This is a genomic window from Gammaproteobacteria bacterium (assembly GCA_017999615.1).
Classification (GTDB): domain Bacteria; phylum Pseudomonadota; class Gammaproteobacteria; order JAABTG01; family JAABTG01; genus JAGNLM01.
In genome coordinates this window covers 149,944-170,266 of the sequence record JAGNLM010000003.1, presented here as the reverse complement: position 1 = coordinate 170,266, position 20,323 = coordinate 149,944, and the positions used below count along the sequence as shown (strand labels likewise).

Sequence of the window (20,323 nt, the reverse complement as noted above, 5' to 3'; positions counted from 1 at the left end):
GGCTCCCCGTCGGTGTGCGGCTCGGTGTGCCGTGGTTCCGGGTCCGCTCGGGTTACGAGGCGAAGGCCTTCTCCACGGCCTGCAGGTCGATCGCCTTCAGGTAGCTCTCGACCGGCTCTGGGCCCTTCAGGCCCTGGCCTTCGACCTGCACGAGGATCCGATTCGCGACCAGCAGACTGATCTCCCACTGGTCGCTGCCGGCCTCGTGCTTGATGGTCCCGCGGTACGCCCCCTGGCGGTACAGCTTGGTGCTCGGGTCGGACTGAATCATCATGGGGTTCGAGAGCACCATCGCCATCATGGGCAGGAACGGAGAGTCAGCCATGATCTGCACGTTCACCGACTCCCCCGTGTCCTCCTTGAGGTAGCGGCGCGACACCTGGGTGCCGCCCCCCAGCATCGCCATGCCGAGGGTCTGGGACTCGGCTGCCTCGGCCCTCCAGCCCGCCAGCGGCTCGGGCATCAGCGCGCCGTAGTTCCCCTGGAGTTTCTCCTGGATGCGCACGATGGCGTCCTGGAGACCCTGCACCGCCTGACGCAACTCCCCCTGGCTGTACGCGCTCCGGGCCGAGTCGATCGGGTCGGTGACGTCATCGGCCCCCGCCGGGCTCGCGCAGAGCAGGAGGCAGAGGGCGAGGGGTAGGGTCGGGCTGGCTGGCTGTCTCACGGGAATGCGCTCCGCAGAAAGGGTTCCAAAAGTAGAGTCCTCCCCGCCGGGGGCCGCAAGCCCTTTCCGCGGGCCACTGGGGTCGCTTGACACCCAGGCGTGTCGGCGGTTTTGACACGGGGGTCTCTCAGCCCCGGCCACACCGCCCACAGAGAGTTCATATGAACAACAGATGGTTGCGAGGATTCCAGAGACTTCAGGCAAGATGGCAGACCCCGCCGCGGCTGTCGTGGACCTTTACAACGCCCTCGCGTCCGACCTCATGACCCCGGCATAATGGCCTGAACTACCTGGGTCATTTGGATCTGGTCCCGCTCTTGCCTGTGGAGGGGACAAAGCCTGGGTCGACGCGGACCTCCCTGGGGGACGGTGCGCGTGCGGCGGTCCTCCGCCCGCCCGGGCATGAAATACAGCCCTGAGTTCTGCGGGTAACAAAAACGGCGGCGCGCCCTGTCCCCAGTCCGCAGGGTCGCGCCGGGGGAGGGACTGTCATGTATCTCAAGAAGGGGCGCTCTGCCCTTCTGGCTTTAGCGGCGACGCTGCTCGCCCCTTCCGCTTTGGCACTCACCGCGTACACCGCCGCCAGCCAGTGGGAAATAGCAGTAGGCGGACTGGCGGTTGAGCTCGAGACGTTTGACCAGGCGCCCGCGGGCTCCCTCTCTCCCAATACCACGGTGATCCAGCCCAAAGGCATTCTGAGCATCTGGTTGGACAGCAATGACCAGGAAGCCGTCCGGATCCTCAAGGCCGGTGACAGCGGCCTCGTGTTCCAGGGTAGAGTCTGCGATTCATCGCTCCCAGCCACCGGTTGTGGCCCTAAACAACTCTACGTCGACTTCAAGACGACTGCGCCGGTAGTCGCCTTCGCTGCCGACTGGTCCGGGACGTCGGAGCAAGACGTCCTGACCATACAAGTGGGCACCTCGGTAATCCGTCTCGACCAGATACCCGGCTTTACCGGGGATGGCTTCCTCGGCTTTGTCGATTCGACGCCTTTCAGTCGGGTCACCTTTGGCCTCGCCGATGCGAAGACGGAGGCCGTCCTCGAAGGCTTCACGATGGACAACGTCCGCATCGCCGAAGTGCCGTTGCCTGCCAGTTTGCTTTTCCTCGCATCTGCGTTGGCCAGCCTCCATCTCGCACGCGGCCGCCGGAGGCAGTAGGCGGCAAGGACGCTGTCTTTGAGCACTGGCTGGGGCGCTGCCTTCCGCCCGTCGCCAGGCCTGCTCTGCCCCACGCGTACCTGCTTTAGAGGACGGCGCCAACGGGGGCCCCGCCTACCCTCTGGGAGCCTTCCTTACCCTGCGCTCCTCGTCCGCATCAGGGCTTTCCAGACTCTCCCTCTCCCTGAGCCCGTCCCCCGGTCGTCCCCTGCTGGCGGTGATATCCTATCCCTCCACACTCCGGTGTTCGGCCTAAGAGGACCTCGCCCTTGGCCGATACCCTATGGTGCGCTCACTGCCGCACGGTACTTGGCTCTGCCATGAAGAGAACTGAATCCGGCTTCACCCTGGTCGAACTCGCCGTCGTACTGGTGATTATCGGCACGATGCTCACCCTGGGACTTGCTGCATTCAACGCACAGATGACGACTGGCGGCTACGCCAAGACAAGGGCAAAGATCGAAACCATCAAGAATGCCCTCATCGATCACCTGGGGCGGCACATGTACCTTCCTTGCCCCGACCGAGACTTTGGCCCTCCGTTTGACGAGTCCCACTTGCCTGACGGCAGTGGGGAAGACAACCGCACCACTGCGAACGACCCCACTACCAACTGTGCGGCGTACGTCGGGATACTCCCGTACAGAGACCTCGGTCTCAGCAGAGACGATGCGCTGGACGGGTGGGGTAATTACTTCACGTATCACGTCTCTGATAATAGTGGTACCGACCCCCTGAATTCCTGGACGACACGCGGGACTCCATCCCAGCCAGCGGTGCGACCGGCAAGCACCGGTAGCCTCGTGCTAAAACCGGACGCTACCGCCGTCACCCCAATCGCCAACCAACTCGTCGTGGTGGTCGTATCCCACGGCAAGAACGGACTGGGTGCGTATACGGTGAAGGGCGTCCAGAATTCCTTGCCCGACGCTGGCTCATCACCCGATGAGAGGGAGAACACCGATGTGGATCCCACGTACGTCCAGCGTGATTACTCCGAAAAGGTCGGTGGCAGTGGACCCTTCGATGATGTGGTCAGCGGTTTCACGAACGCTCAGCTCTTGGGGCCTCTGATTCTCTCGGGCGCCTTGCCTTCCGTTCAAGCGGAAATGCAACAGCGGTTCGATGATGCGGAAGCGACCGTGCTCGCCCAAGTCCTCACCAACTGTGAGGTGCCGACCAGTACGGGCGTCAATGACCCTTGGGGAAACGCCATTCAGATTTATATAGACGGGACAACCACCGTGTCCCACACCGCACCATTTGAGACTCCCAAATACACTCTCACATCTCGCGGCCCTGACGGAAACCTCGCGACAACTGCTGACAACTTTATGCGCACACGCTCGGAAGCGAGCCTGCTCTTTCGAGTACCAGGCGTTTGCCCATAGTTATGCACAACCACGGTTTGAGCCATGGGAATCAACTGTTCTCCCTTTTGGAGGTGAGGCTTGCGTTGAGCGGCACCCGCCTTACGCGCGACCTATGTTCGGGTATACCCAAGGAGAACCCAAGAAGAATCACCGGCTTCACCCTCTTTGAAGTCGTAGTAGTCCTCGTCATTATCGCTCTCATCCTCGGAATGATCCTGCAGGGTACGTCAGCTGTGCGCGATGGCTACACGAAGGACTTGGCCCAGACGCTCAGGGATCTCTCCTCGGCCGCTGCTCAGTTCAGGGATCGCTACCACTACCTGCCGGGCGATATTCCAGAGGCGTTCAAGGATATCGCCGACATTGCGGTGACCGACGAATGTTCTAACAGCTCGGTGCGGGCTCCGAAGGCAAGTACCGGAGCAGGGTCTGGTAATGGAAAGATCGAGGTCAACAACAGTGACGCGCTCCGCCCTGACGTGGAGGTCTACTGTGCGCCACTGCACCTCCATTTCGCCGGGTTGACTCGAGAGCGCAGTTCACCGATGGTCAAGAACTATGGCGATTCTCAAGCGACGATTCGCCTGATCGCACTCGATGACTCTCACTTCAGCGCAGCGGCCACCTATCCTCGGGTCGTGAATAACATCATCGAGGTCGCCGGCGTACCCCTGGATATTGCGAAAGGGGTGGACCGAGCACTTGACGACGGCGATCTCCTCACCGGGAAAATCAGGGGCTGCGACACCAGCGGCAACCTGCTCGACCCTGGCAACCTACCGACAGTTGTCCCCTTCCTCGCCGTGCCGCTCTTGTAGGTCGCCCGTCTCACCGACCACAGCGGTCAGACTGGCAGGGCCTCACTCCCCGAGCGCAAGAACGATGACGGGAATGGCTTCGGGCTGACAGTGGCATAGGCGCGTGGCCACATTCCGGCCCGAGCGGCCGGTGGTCGGGTTCGTCGCGTTCAGCCAGCCGGCCGGGTGTCAGCGCCCGGGCTCTGGCGCGGGCGGCGCCTCGTAGCGCTCGGTGAGGCGATTGGTGTCCGGGACGTAGGTCTGGCCGGGCTTCAGGCGCACGGCGCGGCCGCTCTCGAGGACGGTCACGGGGGTGCCCGATGCACTGGTGCGGCGGGTGTCGATGCGCACGCCCTTGTCGGTGTCCTGGGTGCTGAGGACCGGCTGGCCATCGACCCAGACCGTGTTGGGACCCCGCGACCGGACCACCAGGCCGTTCATCGTGAAGGGCTCGGGCGGGGGCGGCGGCGGAATGTCGATGCTGGTCTGGGTGGTCCCGGCCCGCCCCTCCTCCACCTGGGCCGGACGCGCCTGTTGGGGCCGGACACGCCGCAGCTCGTCCAGGTGCGCGCGCTCGGCGGGGGTGAGAAAGAGCCTGCCGGGCAGCGCGGTGGCCAGGGCCGGAGGCTGCCCCTGAGCCGAAGCCTGGGCCTGCGCCGCGGCCTCCTGCACGGGGATCGCTCCCAGTGCGCCCAGCGCAGCCAGGGCCACCGCCAGGGCGAAGGAACGGCGCAGGGGCGACGTCACGGGGCTCGGACCTCTCTCGTATCGTGGCATGGTGCGCACCTCGCCTTCTTCAGCTCCGGGGACGCCGGGCGGCCTTCCCAGATCGCCGCACTGCCGCATCGCCGCACTGCCGCATCGCCGCATCGCCGGTTCACCGCTCCGCCGCATCGCCCGTCATCACCCCGCCTTGGCCTCGCCGGGCTGCCGGATGGTGAGCCAGAGCAGCTCGCACTCGGCCTCCAGGTTGGGTTTGGCGGGGTCGGTCTGGAGCGCAGGCCCGGCGCGGCGTAGCGTGCAGCGCTCGACGCTGAACTTCCCGAGGGCGCGCTGGGCGAGGGTGTCCAGGAACCGGAACAGGTCGTCCTCGTGCAGGAGCCCGAGCTGCACCCGCATGGGGCTCGCGTACACACGCAGGCTCCCCGTGGAAACGGCGACCGGCGGCAGGTACTCCTTCTGGGGCAGGATCTCGTAGCGCATGGAAGGCAGGCGCACGGAGGCGCTCACTTCGCGCAGGGTCTCGATCCAGGCGAGCCGCTGTTCCTCGCCGACGACCCCGGACTGCTCCAGCTTGCGGTAGCTGGGGAGGTGCGTGGCGATCAGGCGCTCCTCCTCGTCGACCGCGAGGTAGCGCCGGCTGTTCGTCTGGAAGCGCCGCTGCTCCTTGTCGAAGCGGGCCTGCGTCTCCTTGTGGAACCACTGGCCGCCCCCCACCAGGGCCGCGCTCGCGGCGAGCGCGAACACCGCCAGGATGAGCGACCCCCGCAGGACCGACCAGTCGACGTCAGGCAGCCGCATCGTCTTTCCGGAACACCACCCGCACCGAGAAGTCCTGCTTTCCGCTGCCCTGCCGGGACTGCAGGTCGCCGCGCAGGCTCTCGGTGGAGCTCACGTTGAGGGGCTGGGTCAGGATCTTCACGTCGCGCACCCCGGGCTGCGTGCGCAGCGACTCGGCGAAGGCGCGCACGGTCTCGAGCGCCCTGCGGAAGTCACCCTCGGGCACGGTCACCCGGCCGTTGACCAGGACCAGGTGGTAGAGGCCCTCGGTGGGCCCCACGCCGGCCGCCCCGCCCCGCCCGGGCGGTGGCGACGCGCGGCCCCCGGTTCCGGAGCCCATCGCGGCCTCGGGACTGGGGTCGACCCGCCACTCGAGGTTCTCCACCTGCAGGTCGGGGTTGGCGTCGAGCGACTGGCTCAAGGCCGAGAGCAGGGGCAGGGGCAGGGCCCGGACCCGGTCCAGGGCGCCGGCCGTCTCCACGGCCGCCTTCAGGTCGGCCGCCTCCACCGGCGAGGGCGGCAGCCCGCCCCGCGCCTCCTCGTAGCGCACCCGGTAGTAGTCGGCCTGCTGCCCCGCGGCGAGCGCGCGGCGCTCCAGGACCAGACCCTCGGTGACGCCGAACCCACCGCCGACGAGCCCCCCCACGAGCAGCGCCACACTGCCGGCCCGCAGCGCGTTGCGCGCCCGGTAGAGCGTGTGGTAGCGCGTCTCGGCGGGCAGGGCGTAGTGGTTCGCGGGCGGCGCCGAGAGCAGCAGGTGCGCGAACACCGCGTCGGCGTAGGGCGTGACGAAGGCCGGGCTCATCCCGATCCGGTCCGCGAGGTCCGCCAGGTCCCCCAGGTGATACGCAGTGGTGGGGCTGCTGGCCGCCTGGCGGCGCAGCTCTTCCATCACCGGGCCGTGAGCCAGCACGCAGACCTGCAGCGCCGCGTCCCGGCGCAGCAGGCGCAGGCTGTTCAGGTAGCGGCGCAGCTTCTCCACCTCGTCGAGGGTGGTTTCCACCACCCCTTCGGGGGCGAGCAGCGGCATGTGGGCGAGGCGCGAGAGCTTCAGGTCCCGGTCGACGAAGAAGGACTGGCGCAAGTTGCCCGTGCTCTGCAGGCTCACCAGCAGGACCTCGCCGCGGGTGGCCTCCATCACCGGGAGCACCGCGGCGCTCACCAGCGGCAGCGAGTAGATGCCGGCGAGCGGCACCTTGTGCTCCTGGATGCGCTCGACCCAGGGCTTGACCAGCCCGGGGTTCGTCACCGCGCTGATGAGCAGGCGGTCGTCGCGCCGGCCCTCGGGCTCGCGCCCCTGGATGTGCCCGTGCCAGTAGGGCGTCTCCCGGAAGGCGCGCTCCACCCGGTACTTGATGACGGTGCGCCGGTCGCCGCCGAAGACGTGGGGAATGGCGTCCCGCCGGTACTCCTCCTCGACGAGGTCGAGGAGCATGTACGAGGGCACGTTCCCCTGGTCGTCCAGGTAGGTCGAGAAGTCCGCTAGCCCCTCGTCGCTGCGCTGGAACAGCGGCGCGTCGGTCAGCGTGCCCCGGCGCCACTGGTAGACGGTCAGGCGGCTGCCCGAGAGGTAGAAGCAGCGCCGCGGCGCGCGGCTAAATCTTGATCTGAGTGATGAGGTCATAGATGGGACCCAGCACGGAGAACATCACCCAGGCGAGTATCGCCCCCAGGAACAGCGTCATCGTGGGCTCGATGAGCGACTGCAGGCGGTCGACGGACTCCCGCACGTCGCGGCTATAAAAGTAGCTGACCTGACGCATCGCGTCCTCGAGCGCCCCGGTGCTCTCGCCCACCCGCAGCATGCGCAGCACGAGCGGCGGGAACACCCCGGCGGACTCGAAGCCGCCGGAGAGGCTTGCCCCGTCGCCGATCTGGCGCCCCGCGCGCTCGATGGCGTTGGCGAGCGCCCGGTTGCCCACGATGGACTCGCTCACCTTGAGCGAGTCGAGCACCGGGATGCCGGCCCCGTACATCAGCGCGAAGTAGTTCGAGAAGCGGGCGAGCAGGCTCTTCTTCAGGATCGGCCCGATCACCCAGAAGCGCAGCTTCCAGTCGTCGATCGTCGCGCGCACGCCCGGGTTGACCCGCGCGAGATAGCTCGCGAGGGCGACGAGCGCCACGGGGACGAGAATCAAGAGGTACCAGTACTTGGCGACGGCGTTCGAGACGGCGATGAGCGCCTTCGTGTGCAGCGGGATCTCCTTGCCCATCGCGGTGACGAAGGACAGGAGCTGGGGCACCAGGTAGATCATCAGGAAGAAGATGACGCCGAGGACCACCACCCCGACGATGGCGGGATAGGTGAGCAGCTTGCGGGTCATCGCCATCTGCTCGTCCTGCCACTTCAGGTTCTCGGTCAGGTTCTTGAACACGTCCGAGAGGCGCCCGGTCTGCTCGCCGGCGCGGATGAGGCTCAGCATGACCCCCGGGAAGACCCGCGGGAACGCCCCCATCGCATCCGAGAGCGTCGCGCCGCCCTGGATCGATTCGATCACCGCGGTGATGACCTCGCGAAAGCGCGGGTGGTCCATGCTGTCGCGCAGGTCCGCGAGCCCCTCGATGATGGGCACGCCCGCGGAGGTGAGCTGCTCCATGTGCAGGCAGAAGGTGATCAGGTCGCGGCGCTTGATGGCGCGGGTGCCGAAGCGCGGGATCGAGCGCTGCACCTCCTTCGAGCGGATGAGGTCGAGCGCCATGCGCCCGAGCCGCAGCTCGAGGTCGGCGGCGTTTGCCGCCTCCATGGTCCCGGTCACGAGCTTGCCCCGGGGGTCCATGGCCTTGTACTGGAACTGCGCCACGGCGCGTCAGCCGGCGAGCCGGTCCGTGAGGTCGATCACGCGGGAGACCTCGTCGAGCGAGGTGACCCCCTCCAGCACCCGGCGCACGCCGTCGTCGGCGAGCGTGCGGAAGCCCTTGGCCTGCGCCGCCCTCGCCAGCTCGCGGGTGTTGGCGCCGCTCGCGATCTGGGCGTCGAGCTCGGCGTCCACCCGCAGCACCTCCATCAGCGCGAGGCGGCCCTTGTAGCCCTGGAAGTCGCAGGCCGTGCAGCCCTTGGCGCCGTAGAGCTTCGGCGCGGCCTCGGTCGCGTGCAGGCCGAGCAGCTGGCGCTCCACGCGGCTCGCCGTGTAGGGCTCGCGGCACTTGGGGCAGAGCTTGCGCACGAGCCGCTGGGCCAGGATGCCGATGATGTTTCCGGCCATGATCTCGGGCCGGATGCCGATGTCGAGCAGGCGCGAGACGGCGCCGACGGCGGAGTTCGTGTGCAGGGTCGAGAACACCTGGTGGCCGGTCATGGCCGCGCGGAAGGCCATCTCGGCCGTCTCCTCGTCGCGGATCTCGCCGACCAGGATGACGTCCGGGTCCTGGCGCAGCATGGTGCGCACGCCGTTCGCGAAATCGAGCTTCACCGCCTCGTTGATCGAGGTCTGGCGGATCATCGCGACCGGGTACTCGACCGGGTCCTCGAGGGTCATGATGTTGACCGTCTCGTCGTTCAGGTGCATCAACATCGAATACAGCGTGGTGGTCTTGCCGCTGCCGGTCGGGCCGGTGACGAGCAGGATCCCCTCGGGGCGCGCCAGCATGATCCGCAGCAGGTCGAGCTGGTCCTCGTAGAGCCCGAGGCCCTCGAGCGGCACGATGCCCTTCTGCCGGTCGAGGATGCGCAGCACGATGTTCTCGCCGTGGGTGGTCGGCATCGCCGAGGCGCGGAAATCGATCGGGCGTCCGTAGAGCGAGAGCGAGAAGCGCCCGTCCTGGGGCGCGCGCATCTCGGCGATGTCCATCTGCGACATCACCTTCAGGCGCACCGCGAGCGAGGCCCAGTAGTTGCGGTGCAGGCTGCGGATCTGGCGCAGCACGCCGTCGATGCGGTAGCGGATGCGCAGGAACTCCTGCTCGGGCTCGAAGTGGATGTCCGAGGCCCCGCGCTTGACCGCGTCGGAGAGCAGCGCGTTCACCAGCCGCACCACCGGCTGGCTGTACTCGTCGGTTTCGCCTTCGAGGCTCTGGTAGTCGACCTCGCCCGTCTCGATTTCCTTCAGGATGCCGTCGACCGATAGCTCGTAGCCGAACACCTGGTCGATGGTCTTGTCGATCTCCGCCTCGCCGGCGAGGAACGGGAGGATCTCCACGTCCACACCGAGCAGGGCGCGGATCTTGTCGAGCGCGACCACGTTGAAGGTGTCGGCCATCGCCACCGTGGCGCGGTTGGCCGCGGAGTCGAAGGAGATGCAGAGCACGTGGTAGCGCCGGGCGACGTCCTTCGGGACCAGCTTGACCGCCTCGGGGTCGACGACCACCTTGGCCAGGTCGATGCTCTGCTGGCCGAGCTCCCCGCCCAGCACCTCGCGGATGATCGCCTCGGAGGCGAAGCCGAGGCGCACCAGCAGCTTGCCCAGGTGCTGCCCGGTCTTCTTCTGCTCGGTGAGGGCGATCGCGACCTGGTCGCGGGAGACGACCCCCTTCTCGACCAGGATCTCGCCGATCAGGCGGGGCTTGCGCCGCACACTCATGACCCCTCGCCCGACCCCGCAGCTTCGAGGACCTGGATGCGGGTGCGTACCGCGTCGGCGCTGAAGGCCGACTGCCGCCCGGCCGTCTCCAGGGCCCGGCGGTAGTACTCGAGCGCCTGGCGCGGCTTACCCAGCCGGTCGAGACTGACCGCGAGGTTGAGGGCGTAGTCGGCGTTGCGGCTGTCCGCGCGGTAGGCGTTGAAATACGCCTGCTGGGCCTCCGACCAGCGCCGCTGGGAGGCGTAGAGGTTGCCGAGGGAGAAGTTGAGGTAAGGCGCCCCCGGGTCCTGGGCCAGGGCCTGCTTCAGGCGCGCCTCGCCCTGGGGCGCCGCCGCGCCCGGGCTCGCGCCCAGGTTGCTGATGGCGGCCGTGGCGACGCGGTCCCCGGGGTTCTGGCTCAGCACCCGGCGGTATACCGCCTGCGCCTGCTGGCTCTCGCCCTGGGCGGTGGCGACTGCCCCGAGCCCGAGCAGGGCGTCACGGTTGCGCGGGTCGCGGGTGAGGACCTGGCGGTAGAGCTCGCGGGCCTGCTCGTAGTCGCCGGACTGGAAGGCCTGATAGGCGCGGTCGAGCCGCACGTAGGTCGGGTCGGGCTCACTGCGGCTCATCACCCGCACGGGGGACGAGGCACGGGGGCGCGGCGAGGACGGCAGGGCACGCACCACGGGCGCACTCTCTGCAGCCGCCGGGGCGGACGCCGCGGGCGCCGGGGACGATGCGGCAGCAGCCGCAGCGGGTTGCACCGCCGCGGGTGGCTGCGCCCGGGCAGGCGGCGGGCTGGCGAGCGCGAGGCGGTAGGCCTCCTCGTCGGAGGGCCGCACCCCCGGGGTCGCCGGGCGGGCTGGCGCCGCCCGGGGCGCCGGGGCAGCCGCCGCAGCCGGTGCGGTGGCGGGGGCTGCTGGTGCCGGTGCCGGGGCGGCCGCGACGGGCGGGGCCTCGGGGGCCGCCGCCTGGGCCACCACGGTGGGTGCGGCGGAAGTCGGTGCGGGAGCCGGTGCAGGCGCTACGGGCGCGGGCGCAGCGGCAGCAGGAGCCGGCGCCGCCGGAGCGGGTGCTGCCGGAGCCGGAGCCGGAGCCGGCGCCGGCACGGACGCCACGGGGATCGGGGCGGGCCGGGACACCGCCAGGGTGGACGGCCTCACGGTGGTGAAGGAGCGCGTCGCGTAGTACCCCCCGACCAGGAGACCCGTCAGGGCGACGGCGGTGACGCCGAGGGGCACCAGGGCCTTGCGCCGCTTGCGGGCCGGGACCTCCTTGGCCTCGAAGACGTTGCGGGCGGCGCGCTGGGAGCTCTGGGTCTCGATGGCGCTGGTCGCGCCCGAGGTCCGGGGCGGCGGCACGGCGGCGCGGGGCGCGGGGCCCGCACCGGTGCTCTCCCCGTAGAACTCCCTCAGGGCCGCCTGCACGTTCTTCAGGGACGGCATCGTCTGCGCGGCGGTCACACTGCCCTCGCGCAGCTCCGACACGCCGAGCGCCCCGGTTTCGATGGTCGGGGGCCCCGCCTCGGAGAGCTTGCGCGCGAACTCCTCCAGGTCGAGCTCCCCGGTGGCGACCCGCGGCCCACTGGCCGCCCCGCCCTCGCGCTCGAAGCGCAGGGTGCTGGCCCCGGCCGCATCGCTGGACCCCGGGGACGGCTCGGCCCGGCCGGAACCGGCCTCGGGCTCGCGGAAACCTCCGGCCGCCACGCCCGAGGCTTGCGCCGCCAGGCCCTCCTCCGGCAGGGGCTCGAGCCGCAACTCCAGGTCGAGGTCACCGCCCGGCACGGGCGTCCCCCCCTGGGGCTGGCCCGAAGGGCCCCGGTGGCCGCCCGCAACCTCGGCGACCTTTTCGCGCTTGGACTGCTCGGCCTTCTTAAGGGCGTCCAGTAACAGACTCATGGATCTTCTCCCCGCCCACGGTGGCCGGCAGGCCGAGATCGGGGCGGACCGTCTGCTCGAGGTAGGGGCGCAGCTCCTGCAGGTCGGTCTCGATGCTCGCGTCGCGGACGACGACGGGGCGGATGAAGATGACCAGCTCGGATTTGATGTTTTCGTCGCTGCGATAGGAGAAGGCGTTGCCGAGGATCGGGATGTCCTTCAGGAACGGGATCCCGCTCTGCTTGCGGCTCACCTCGTCCTTCATCAGCCCGCCGAGCACCGCAACCTGGCCGCTGCTGACGCGCAGGACCGACTCCAGCTCCCGGGTCTCCACCTCGGGGACCAGGTTCGCGATCTGCGTGTCCAGGATGAGCCCCGTCTGGTAGAGCGCCGGGTTGGGGTCCTGCACGTAGCGCACGATGCTCGAGATGCTCGGGCGCACGTTCAGGATGACCTGTTCACTCTCGCTGATCTGGGGGGTCACGTTCATCACGAGCCCGACGGGCACCGTGTAGATGTTGGTCTCCGACTGCTGTTGGGAGGGCTGGGTGGTGGTGCCCAGGGTGTTGGTCACGTCGATCTGGAAGTAGACCACGTTGCGCACGACCTTCAGCACCGAGCTCTGGTTGTTGAGCACCATGAGCTTCGGGCTCGAGAGGACGCGCGCCTGGCCGTAGGCGCTCAGCAGGCGGATGGTGCCGTAGATGTCGGCGTCGGGCCCGAGGTATTTCAGGATGAAGAACGGGTTGGTGGTGGAGCTCGGCGAGGTCTGCGTGGCCAGGAAGCCCGAGCCCTTGGCTAGGTTCGTCCAGTCCACGCCGGCCTCGTACTGGTCGGAGAGCTCCACCTCGACCACGGTCGCCTCGATGAGGACCTGGCGGTGGGCGCTCGCCATCATCTGGCTCAGGTAGTCGGCGATCACGCGGTGCTCGCGCGCGGTGGCGCGCACGGTGACGATGCCGGTCTCCGGGTTGACGATGACCGACGAGGTGGAGGTCACCCTGCCCCCGGCCCCGCCGCCGCCCGCGCCCTTCTCCCCCAGGATGTTCAGGATGTTCTGGGCGAGGGTCTCCCAGAATCGGTTGGCCGAGGTGTTGGTGATGCTGGTGGTGGAGTTGGCGCCGCCCGACGTACTGCCCCCACCGCCCCGCCCGCCGGGGGTCGTGGACGACACCTGGCTCGCGACCTGAATGCTGGTCTGGGTGTCGCGGGCCATGTTGACGTAGTCCACCTTGTAGGTGTGGAGATACGGTGCGTCTGGCCCGACCGTGACCAGGTTGCCCTGCATGGTGTAGCGCAGGTCGAGCTGCTCGGAGAGCCGCTCCAGGATCTGGGGCAGGGTCTGGTCGATCGCGTTCAGGGTGACGTTGCCGGTCAGCCCCGGGGCGATGTCCACGTTGACCTTGGCGTCGCGGGCCAGGGCGAAGAGCAGGTCGCGGACCGGGACGTCGTTGACCACCACGGTGTAGGTCTCGAGCCGCGGAGCGGGCCGCGGCGGGGGGAGGATGGGCACCTGGCCCACCGGCTCGGGGATGGTCTCCGGCAGCGTCGCGGCCTGGGGCTTCAGGTGCCCCGGCGAGGGATCGCGCTCCGGCAACACCGGCACGGCGCAGGCCCCGAGGAGAAGCCCAGCCGCCAGATAGAACGAGATGCGGTGGATTCTTGCCATTTTTCTGCTCGCCTGCCCGGTCCGGGCAGCCCCCCCTGTCACCCGCTGACTCCCGCGTTCCCGCCCCGGATTTCCCGCAGCGGCCGCACGAACGGCTTTGCCTGGCGTAGCGCCGGCGGCAGTTCCTGGAGCGCCCGGCGCGCCTCGTCCTGACTCGGGAAGTCCCCGAGCAGGACGCTCAACAGCTCGACGCCCCCGATCCGCGTGCGGTAGAGCCACACACGCTCCAGGTCGGCGCCGAGCCCTCCATGACGCAAGCTTGCCTCAAGCCCTGCGCCACGGTCTATGCCAATGTGCATCAATTGAATGCTGTATCGGCTTGCGTCGGCAGTCTTTAGCCACTCGGTCGTGGCGGCAAGCCTGCGCGCGACGTAGGCGGATTCGCGGCCCGCCCCGGGACGAGCCGGTGGCGGAGGAGCGGCAGCCACGGGCGCAGCAGCCGGGGGCGCGACGGCCGGGGCCGGCTCGACCGGAGGCTCGGAGGTTGCCGCAGGGGCCACCGCGTCGACCCGCGGCTCGGGGGCCGGGGTCGGGGTCGGGGTCGGGGTCGGGGTCGGACGGGCCTCCGGCGCGGGTGGCGACAGGGGCGTGGAAACGGGCTCGGGAGACGCGGCCGGCGGGACGGCGGCTGGAACCGCCGTCTGGGGCCGCGGATCGGAGGTACCGACAGCGGCCGCCGTCTCGACCCGCGGCTCGGGGGCCACGACAGGGGCCACCGCCGCGCCGGTCCCCCCGGGGACCGCGGAAGCCGCGGGAGCCGCGGGAGCCGCGGGAGCCGCCGGAGGACCCTCGGAGGCCGCGCGCACCACCGGGCCGCTGGCCACAGCCGTGGGCGCACCGCCCTCCCCGAACCCGGCGAGCCCCGGAACATGCCGGTAGCCGCCCTGGGCGAACCACATCACCCCGGCGCCGAGGGCCGCCGCCCCGAACAGGCTCGCCACCCGCCAGTCGAAGGTCCAGCGCGGCCCCCCGAACTCGCTGTCGCGGATGGCCGAGCGGGCCTCGCGCCGCGTCACCTCGTGGGTGCCCCCGGCGTAGGCCGCGAGGAGCGCCTTGTCGGCCAGTACGTTGATGCGCCGGATGAGGCCCTCGGAGGCGCGCGAGATGAGCTTCACGGCGGCGGGGGAGAAGACCGGCGGACCCTTGTAGCCGGCCGAGCGCATGCGGAAGTCCAGGTACTCCCGGATCTCCTCGGCCTCCAGGCGCGGCAGGACGAACCCGTGGGTGATGCGCTCCTTGAGCTGGCGGATGTGCGTCGGGCTCAGGTTGCGCTCCAGCTCGGGCTGGCCGAAGAGCACGATCTGCAGGAGCTTCTCGCGCTCGGTCTCCAGGTTGGAGAGGAGCCGGATCTCCTCGAGGGTGTCCAGCGGCATGCGCTGGGCCTCCTCGACGAACATCACCACCTGGCGGTTGTCGGCGTGCTTCTCCAGGAGCCGGGCGTGCAGGGCGTGCATCACCTCGAGCCGCCCCGCGCCCGGGGGCAGGGGCAGCTTCATCTCGAAGGCGATGGCGTGCAGGATGTTTTCCGGCGAGAGGCTCGGGTTGGCGAGGTACACGACCTCGATCGACTCCGGCAGCTTCACCTCCAGCATGCGGCAGATCATGGTCTTGCCGCTGCCGACCTCGCCGATGACCTTGATGATCCCTTCGCCGCTGGCGATCGCGTAGACGATGGCGTCGAGGATCGCGCCCCGGCTCCCGCCCGGGAAGAACAGCCGCGTGTCCGGCGTGATCCGGAAGGGCGGCTCGGTGAGACCGAAGTGCTCGTAGTACATCCTAGGGCCCCGCTCCGTTCAGGCGCTGGATCCGGCTGTAGAGCGTGGTCCGGTTCACCCCGAGCAGACGCGCGGCCTGGCTCAGGTTGCCCTGGGCGAGCCGCAGCGCAGCGTTCACGTAGCGGCGCTCCCACTCGGTGAGCACCCCGTCGAGCTGGAACCCGGTCGCCCGGATCTGCTGCTCCGCGCGCTCGTCCAGCCCCTCCTCGCCCGCCGGGAGCGGTGCGGCCAGGTCCGGGTCGAGCTCCGCGTCGAGCACCGCCCGCGTCACCCGCTCCCCCGCGTGCTTGGCGGCGAGCCGGATGACGATGTTGCGCAGCTCCCGGACGTTGCCCGGGAAGGGGTAGCGCGCCAGGCGCCGCCGGGCCTCCTCGTCCATGGAGAAGGGCGCGAGGCTGCCGGAGTAGAGCTGACGGAAGTGGTCGAGGAGCTCGAGCGCGTCCTCGCCCCGCTCCCGCAGGGGGGGAACCCGGATGGTGAGCACGCCGAGCCGGTGGTAGAGGTCCTCGCGGAAGCGCCCGGTGCGCACCTGCTCGCGCTGGTCGCGGTTGGTCGCCGCGATGATCCGCGCCGAGGAGCGCCGCGGGCGGGTCTCGCCCACCCGGTAGTACTCGCCGTTCTCGAGCACGCGCAGGAGCTTCGGCTGCAGCTCGAGGGGAAACTCCCCGACCTCGTCGAGGAACAGGGTGCCGGTGCCAGCCTCCTCGAAGAAGCCCGAGCGCGCGGAGGTCGCCCCGGTGAAGGCCCCGCGGGCGTGGCCGAAGAGCTGCGCCTCGATCAGGTCCGCGGCCATCGCCGCGCAGTTCAGGGTGAGGAACGGCTCCCCGGCCCGCTGGCTGCTCGAGTGCAGGCACTGGGCGACGAGCTCCTTGCCGCTGCCGGACTCGCCCTCGATCAGCACCGGGAAGGGCGTGTCCGCGAACTGCCGGGCCTGGGCCCGCAGGGTGGCCATGGCCGGACTGCCGCCGAGGAGCCCGCAGGTCTCCACCGGCTGCTCGGCCTCGACCCGCTCGGCGTCAAGCAGCATCAGCTGGTGCGCGAGCCGGGCCTTCAGCAGCGGGACGTCGGTCGGCTTCGGAACGAAGTCGACCGCGCCGAGGGTGAGCGCGTGCTGGATGTTCCGGCGGTCGCTCTGGCCCGAGAGGATGAGGATCTTCATGCGCGGGTTGAAGGCGAGCAGCTCGCCCACCAGCGTGAAGCCCTCCTCGGGCGAGTGGGGCGTGGGCGGCAGCCCGAGGTCCACCAGTGCCAGCGCGGGAGGTTGCGGGAGGCGCTGCAGGAGCGCCCGGGCATCGGCCCGAGTCGCCGCGACGGAGACCGCGTACTCGTCCCGCAGCACGAAGGCGAGGGACTCGGCGATGAGCGGGTCGTCGTCGATCAATACCAGCGTCGGGAGCTCTCCTCCCCCCGAACCGGCGACCGACCTCGGCGTCTCCTCGCTCATCCGCACGACAGTCTAGCAGGGACCCCGTGAGGGTGGAGGGGCGCGCGTCCCGCCCCGGGAGGGTGTCGAGCAGGGCCGGGGCGGCACCCCCGGCAGCGCCCTACCCCCGCCCGCCGAGACCCAGGCGCTCCCAGATGGCGAGCGTCGGCTCGGCGCGATTCATCGTGTAGAAGTGCAGCCCCGGCGCGCCCTCTTCGAGCAGGCGGGCGCAGAGCTCGCTCACCACATCGGCACCGAGCTCGGCGATGGCCCCGGCGTCCTCGCCGAGGGCCTCCAGGCGCCTGCGCAGCCAGCGCGGGATCTCCGCGCCGCTGGCGTCCGAGAAGCGCGCGAGCTGGGCGTAATTCGTGATCGGCATGATCCCGGGGACGATGGGCACGGCGAGCCCCATCGCCTCGCAGCTCTCCACGAAGCGCAGGTAGGCGTCGGCGTTGAAGAAATACTGGGTGATCGCGCCGTCGGCACCCGCCTCCACCTTGTTCCGGAAGGCCTCGAGGTCCGCCGGCGCGCTGCGCGCCTGGGGGTGGAACTCGGGGTAGGCCGCCACCTCGATGTGGAAGTGGCGCCCGGTCTCGGCGCGGATGAACTCGACGAGGTCGCGCGCATAGCGGAAGTCGCCCGGCTCGTGCATCCCCGAGGGCATGTCGCCGCGCAGCGCCACGAGGCGCGCGATCCCCTGGGCGCGGTAGTCCTCGAGCATCTCGCGGATGCTCTCGCGGCTCGCGCCGATGCAGGAGATGTGGGGCGCGCAGTCCACCCCCGACTCGCGCTGGACCTCGAGCACGGTCTCCCGCGTGCGGTCCCGGGTGGAGCCCCCGGCCCCGTAAGTCACCGAGAAGAACCGGGGCCCGAGGCGCGCCAGGCGGTCGCGGACCCCCCGCAGCTTCGCCTGTCCTTCCTCCGTCTTGGGGGGGAAGAACTCGAAGCTGAAGGTCCGGGGGTGGCGGCGTTGGGATTCCATCAGTAGCGGTAGTACTCGGGCTTGTAGGGGCCGTCCACCGGCACGCCGATGTAGGCGGCCTGCTCCGCGTTCAGGCGCGTGAGGTGCACGCCGAGCTTCGGCAGGTGCAGGCGCGCCACCTTCTCGTCGAGGTGCTTGGGCAGCGTGTAGACCTTGCGCTCGTAGCGCTCCCCGTTCTGCCAGAGCTCGATCTGCGCGGTCACCTGGTTGGTGAACGACGCCGACATCACGAAGCTCGGGTGGCCGGTGGCGCAGCCGAGGTTCACCAGGCGCCCCTCCGCGAGGAGGATGACGCGCTTGCCGTCGGGGAAGATCACGTGGTCCACCTGGGGCTTGATGTTCTCCCAGGGGAACTGACGCAGCGCCGCCACGTCGATCTCGGCGTCGAAGTGCCCGATGTTGCAGACGATCGCCTCGTTCTTCATCGCCTGCACGTGTTCGAGCCCGATGACGCGCACGTTGCCCGTGGCGGTGACGAAGATGTCCGCGAGCGGCGCGGCCTCTTCCATCGTGACCACGCGGTAACCCTCCATGGCGGCCTGCAGGGCGCAGATGGGGTCGATCTCGGTCACCCACACCTGGGCCCCCAGCCCGCGCAGGGACTGGCAGCAGCCCTTGCCCACGTCACCGTAGCCCGCGACGAGCGCGATCTTGCCCGCGATCATCACGTCGGTGGCGCGCTTGATGCCGTCGACCAGCGACTCGCGGCAGCCGTAGAGGTTGTCGAACTTGCTCTTGGTGACCGAGTCGTTGACGTTGAAGGCGGGCACCTTGAGCGTGCCCTGCTTCATCATCTCGTAGAGCCGGTGCACGCCCGTGGTGGTCTCCTCCGAGAGCCCGCGCACGTGGGCGAGGAGCTCCGGGTACTTCTCGTGCAACACGAGCGTGAGGTCACCGCCGTCGTCCACCAGCAGGGTGGGACGCCAGCCGCCCGGCCCGAAGATGGTCTGGTCGACGCACCACCAGTACTCCTCCTCGGTCTCGCCCTTCCAGGCGAAGACCGGGATGCCCGCCGCGGCGATGGCGGCCGCCGCGTGGTCCTGGGTGGAGAAGATGTTGCAGGAGGACCAGCGGACCTCGGCGCCGAGCTCCACCAGGGTCTCGATCAGGACCGCGGTCTGGATGGTCATGTGCAGGCAGCCCGCGACGCGCGCGCCCGCGAGCGGCTTCTGCCCGCGGTATTCCTCGCGCAGCGCCATCAGGCCCGGCATCTCGCTCTCGGCGATCCGGATCTCCTTGCGACCCCACTCGGCGAGGGCGATGTCGGCGACCTTGTAGTCGGGGTGGTCGTGGCTCGGTGGGACGGCGGGCTGGTTGCTCATGTTCTGGACTCTGTCTCGCTGTTCGGTGTCGCTCGGGATTCGGTGCCGGTCGCGGTGTCGGTGTCGACGGCAGTGCCGGTCGCGGTGCCGGTGGCGCCGGGCGGCTTCAGAGGCCGGCCGCCTCGCGCAGCTCCTCGGCCTTGTCCACCCGTTCCCAGGGGAACTCCTCGCGCCCGAAATGGCCGTAGGCCGCGGTCCTGCGGTAGATGGGGTGCAGCAGGTCGAGCATCGTGATGAGGCCCTTCGGGCGCAGGTCGAAGTGCGCCTGGATGAGCTCGGCGAGCCGCGCGTCGGAGACCCGCCCCGTGCCGAAGGTGTCCACCGAGATGGAGGTCGGGCGGGCCACGCCGATGGCGTAGGAGACCTGGATCTCGCAGCGCTCGGCGAGCCCCGCGGCCACCAGGTTCTTCGCGACGTAGCGCGCGGCGTAGGCGGCCGAGCGGTCGACCTTGCTCGGGTCCTTGCCCGAGAAGGCGCCGCCGCCGTGGCGGCCCATGCCGCCGTAGGTGTCCACGATGATCTTGCGCCCCGTGACCCCGGCGTCGCCGAGCGGGCCGCCGATGACGAAGCGCCCGGTCGGATTGATGTGGTAGCGGGTCTCCCGCGTGAGCCACTCGGTCGGCAGCACGGGCTTCACGATCTCCTCCATCACCGCCTCGCGCAGGGTGGTGATCCCCACGTCCGGCCCGTGTTGGGTCGAGAGCACCACCGCCTCGATCGCCACCGGCCGGTGGTTCTCGTAGCGGAAGGTCACCTGGCTCTTGGCGTCCGGGCGCAGCCACGGCAGGCGCCCGGCCTTGCGCACCTCGGCCTGGCGGGCGACCAGCCGGTGGGCGTAGGTGATGGGGGCCGGCATCAGGACGTCGGTCTCGCGAGTCGCGTAGCCAAACATCAGCCCCTGGTCACCGGCACCCTGCTCGTGCTCGCCGGTCTCGTCGACGCCCATGGCGATGTCGCCCGACTGCTTGCCGATGGCGGTCAGCACCGCGCAGGTCTGCCAGTCGAAGCCCATGTCCGAGCCAGAGTAGCCGATCTCCCGGATCGCCTGGCGCACGAGCTGGTCGTAGTCGACCGAGGCGTTGCTCGTGATCTCCCCGGCGAGCACCACCATGCCGGTCTTGACCAGGGTCTCGCAGGCCACGCGGGCCCGGCGGTCCTGAGCCAGGTAGGCATCCAGAACGGCGTCCGATACCTGGTCGGCGACCTTGTCCGGGTGCCCCTCCGAGACCGACTCGGAGGTGAAGAGGAAGCTGTCCGCCATGGGGTTGGGTCCTCGCCA

Annotated in this window: 16 protein-coding genes; 3 read left to right on the top strand and 13 right to left on the bottom strand. The window is 69.6% G+C overall.

The annotated features are described in order from the left end of the window. Window positions 1–52: 52 nt before the first annotated feature. The gene (locus KA217_05060) at window positions 53–667 is read right to left on the bottom strand and encodes a hypothetical protein (protein ID MBP7711819.1); all 615 of its coding nucleotides are present in this window, start codon (window positions 665–667) and stop codon (window positions 53–55) included. 491 nt (window positions 668–1,158) lie between these two features. Here KA217_05060 and KA217_05055 point away from each other — a divergent pair, with 491 nt between their 5' ends. From KA217_05055 to KA217_05045, 3 genes are all read left to right on the top strand, one after another. Next, a complete protein-coding gene (locus tag KA217_05055; protein MBP7711818.1) occupies window positions 1,159–1,830 on the top strand; it encodes a VPLPA-CTERM sorting domain-containing protein in 672 nt (223 codons plus the stop codon). A 320-nt stretch (window positions 1,831–2,150) separates the two neighbouring features. After that, the gene (locus KA217_05050; GenBank protein ID MBP7711817.1) at window positions 2,151–3,221 is read left to right on the top strand and encodes a type II secretion system protein; all 1,071 of its coding nucleotides are present in this window, start codon (window positions 2,151–2,153) and stop codon (window positions 3,219–3,221) included. Window positions 3,222–3,286: 65 nt separating this feature from the next. After that, complete coding sequence (locus KA217_05045; protein ID MBP7711816.1) at window positions 3,287–4,021, top strand: prepilin-type N-terminal cleavage/methylation domain-containing protein; 735 nt, start codon at window positions 3,287–3,289, stop codon at window positions 4,019–4,021. Between the two features lie 168 nt (window positions 4,022–4,189). Here the strand turns inward: KA217_05045 and KA217_05040 are convergent, their stop codons facing one another. From KA217_05040 to metK, 12 genes are all read right to left on the bottom strand, one after another. Continuing rightward, window positions 4,190–4,747, bottom strand: coding sequence for a hypothetical protein (locus KA217_05040; GenBank protein MBP7711815.1), 558 nt, complete (start codon window positions 4,745–4,747; stop codon window positions 4,190–4,192). 156 nt (window positions 4,748–4,903) lie between these two features. Next, window positions 4,904–5,521 (bottom strand): hypothetical protein, encoded by a 618-nt coding sequence (locus tag KA217_05035; GenBank protein ID MBP7711814.1) that lies wholly within the window; start codon window positions 5,519–5,521, stop codon window positions 4,904–4,906. Next, entirely contained in the window at window positions 5,508–7,124 is a 1,617-nt protein-coding gene (locus tag KA217_05030) for a hypothetical protein (protein MBP7711813.1), read from the bottom strand. The genes KA217_05035 and KA217_05030 overlap by 14 nt, the downstream gene beginning before the upstream one ends. Then, entirely contained in the window at window positions 7,096–8,301 is a 1,206-nt protein-coding gene (locus tag KA217_05025; GenBank protein ID MBP7711812.1) for a type II secretion system F family protein, read from the bottom strand. Before KA217_05025 ends, KA217_05030 begins: the two co-directional genes overlap by 29 nt. A 6-nt stretch (window positions 8,302–8,307) precedes the next feature. Next, entirely contained in the window at window positions 8,308–10,017 is a 1,710-nt protein-coding gene (locus KA217_05020) for a type II/IV secretion system protein (protein ID MBP7711811.1), read from the bottom strand. Then, the gene (locus KA217_05015; GenBank protein ID MBP7711810.1) at window positions 10,014–11,894 is read right to left on the bottom strand and encodes a tetratricopeptide repeat protein; all 1,881 of its coding nucleotides are present in this window, start codon (window positions 11,892–11,894) and stop codon (window positions 10,014–10,016) included. Before KA217_05015 ends, KA217_05020 begins: the two co-directional genes overlap by 4 nt. Further along, window positions 11,869–13,542, bottom strand: coding sequence for a pilus (MSHA type) biogenesis protein MshL (mshL, locus tag KA217_05010; protein MBP7711809.1), 1,674 nt, complete (start codon window positions 13,540–13,542; stop codon window positions 11,869–11,871). The genes KA217_05015 and mshL overlap by 26 nt, the downstream gene beginning before the upstream one ends. Before the next feature lie 38 nt (window positions 13,543–13,580). Continuing rightward, window positions 13,581–15,317 (bottom strand): AAA family ATPase, encoded by a 1,737-nt coding sequence (locus KA217_05005; GenBank protein MBP7711808.1) that lies wholly within the window; start codon window positions 15,315–15,317, stop codon window positions 13,581–13,583. Window position 15,318: 1 nt separating this feature from the next. Beyond that, the gene (locus KA217_05000) at window positions 15,319–16,761 is read right to left on the bottom strand and encodes a sigma-54-dependent Fis family transcriptional regulator (GenBank protein ID MBP7711807.1); all 1,443 of its coding nucleotides are present in this window, start codon (window positions 16,759–16,761) and stop codon (window positions 15,319–15,321) included. 100 nt (window positions 16,762–16,861) lie between these two features. After that, window positions 16,862–17,722 carry a methylenetetrahydrofolate reductase [NAD(P)H] gene (metF, locus tag KA217_04995; GenBank protein ID MBP7711806.1) on the bottom strand — a complete coding sequence of 287 codons (861 nt, stop codon included), beginning with the start codon at window positions 17,720–17,722 and terminating at the stop codon, window positions 16,862–16,864. Next, window positions 17,722–19,044: an adenosylhomocysteinase gene (locus tag KA217_04990; GenBank protein MBP7711805.1), complete on the bottom strand. Its 1,323-nt coding sequence runs from the start codon at window positions 19,042–19,044 to the stop codon at window positions 17,722–17,724. Before KA217_04990 ends, metF begins: the two co-directional genes overlap by 1 nt. 106 nt (window positions 19,045–19,150) lie before the next feature. Continuing rightward, window positions 19,151–20,305 (bottom strand): methionine adenosyltransferase, encoded by a 1,155-nt coding sequence (metK, locus tag KA217_04985; GenBank protein MBP7711804.1) that lies wholly within the window; start codon window positions 20,303–20,305, stop codon window positions 19,151–19,153. Window positions 20,306–20,323 lie beyond the last annotated feature (18 nt).